This is a genomic window from Pseudoalteromonas sp. NEC-BIFX-2020_002 (assembly GCF_013002825.1).
In the GTDB taxonomy this organism is placed as follows: domain Bacteria; phylum Pseudomonadota; class Gammaproteobacteria; order Enterobacterales; family Alteromonadaceae; genus Pseudoalteromonas; species Pseudoalteromonas neustonica.
Window position 1 is genome coordinate 1 of sequence record NZ_JABEPJ010000043.1, and the last position, 1,512, is coordinate 1,512.

Sequence of the window (1,512 nt, forward strand, 5' to 3'; positions counted from 1 at the left end):
AAGACCCGTTTGGGTTGTATGGTTAAGTGACTAAGCGTACACGGTGGATGCCTTGGCAGTTGGAGGCGATGAAGGACGTATTAACTTGCGATAAGCCTAGTCAAGCTAGTAAAAAGCACTTGAGACTAGGATTTCCGAATGGGGAAACCCACCTGCTTGCAGGTATCGTTAACTGAATACATAGGTTAACGAGGCGAACGCGGAGAACTGAAACATCTAAGTACCCGTAGGAAAAGAAATCAACCGAGATTCCGGAAGTAGCGGCGAGCGAAACCGGAACAGCCCTTAAGCTTATTATGTGTTAATGGAAGGCCGCTGGAAAGCGCCACGATACAGGGTGATAGTCCCGTACATGAAAAGACATTTTAAGTGAAATCGAGTAGGTCGGAGCACGTGAAACTTTGACTGAATATAGGTGGACCATCATCTAAGGCTAAATACTCCCAACTGACCGATAGTGAACCAGTACCGTGAGGGAAAGGCGAAAAGAACCCCTGTGAGGGGAGTGAAATAGAACCTGAAACCGTGTACGTACAAGCAGTAGGAGCCCACTTGTTGGGTGACTGCGTACCTTTTGTATAATGGGTCAGCGACTTATATTTTGTAGCGAGGTTAACCGAATAGGGTAGCCGTAGGGAAACCGAGTCTTAACTGGGCGACGAGTTGCAAGGTATAGACCCGAAACCCGGTGATCTAGCCATGGGCAGGTTGAAGGTTGAGTAACATCAACTGGAGGACCGAACCCACTAACGTTGAAAAGTTAGGGGATGACCTGTGGCTAGGAGTGAAAGGCTAATCAAACCGGGAGATAGCTGGTTCTCCCCGAAATCTATTTAGGTAGAGCCTCGGACGAATACTTACGGGGGTAGAGCACTGTTAAGGCTAGGGGGTCATCCCGACTTACCAACCCTTTGCAAACTCCGAATACCGTAAAGTAATATCCGGGAGACACACGGCGGGTGCTAACGTCCGTCGTGAAGAGGGAAACAACCCAGACCGCCAGCTAAGGTCCCAAAGTCATAGTTAAGTGGGAAACGATGTGGAAAGGCCCAGACAGCCAGGAGGTTGGCTTAGAAGCAGCCATCCTTTAAAGAAAGCGTAATAGCTCACTGGTCGAGTCGGTCTGCGCGGAAGATGTAACGGGGCTAAACTATGCACCGAAGCTGCGGATTCAGAATTTATTCTGAGTGGTAGGGGAGCGTTCTGTAAGCGGTTGAAGGTGTACCGGGAGGTATGCTGGACGTATCAGAAGTGCGAATGCTGACATGAGTAACGATAATGGGAGTGAAAAACTCCCACGCCGGAAGACCAAGGGTTCCTATCCCATGTTAATCAGGGTAGGGTAAGTCGACCCCTAAGGCGAGGCCGAAAGGCGTAGTCGATGGGAAACAGATTAATATTTCTGTACTCGATATAATTGCGATGGGGGGACGGAGCAGGCTAAGCAAGCATGGCGTTGGTAGTCCATGTGAAAGTGAGTAGGGCGTTTGTTTAGGTAAATCCGGACGAACA

The 1,512-nt window shown here is 49.3% G+C and carries 1 rRNA gene; it reads left to right on the top strand.

Annotation, left to right across the window (positions count from 1 at the left end):
• Nucleotides 1-20: 20 nt before the first annotated feature.
• A 23S ribosomal RNA gene (locus HJP15_RS21565) occupies nt 21-1,512 on the top strand; the annotation flags it as partial.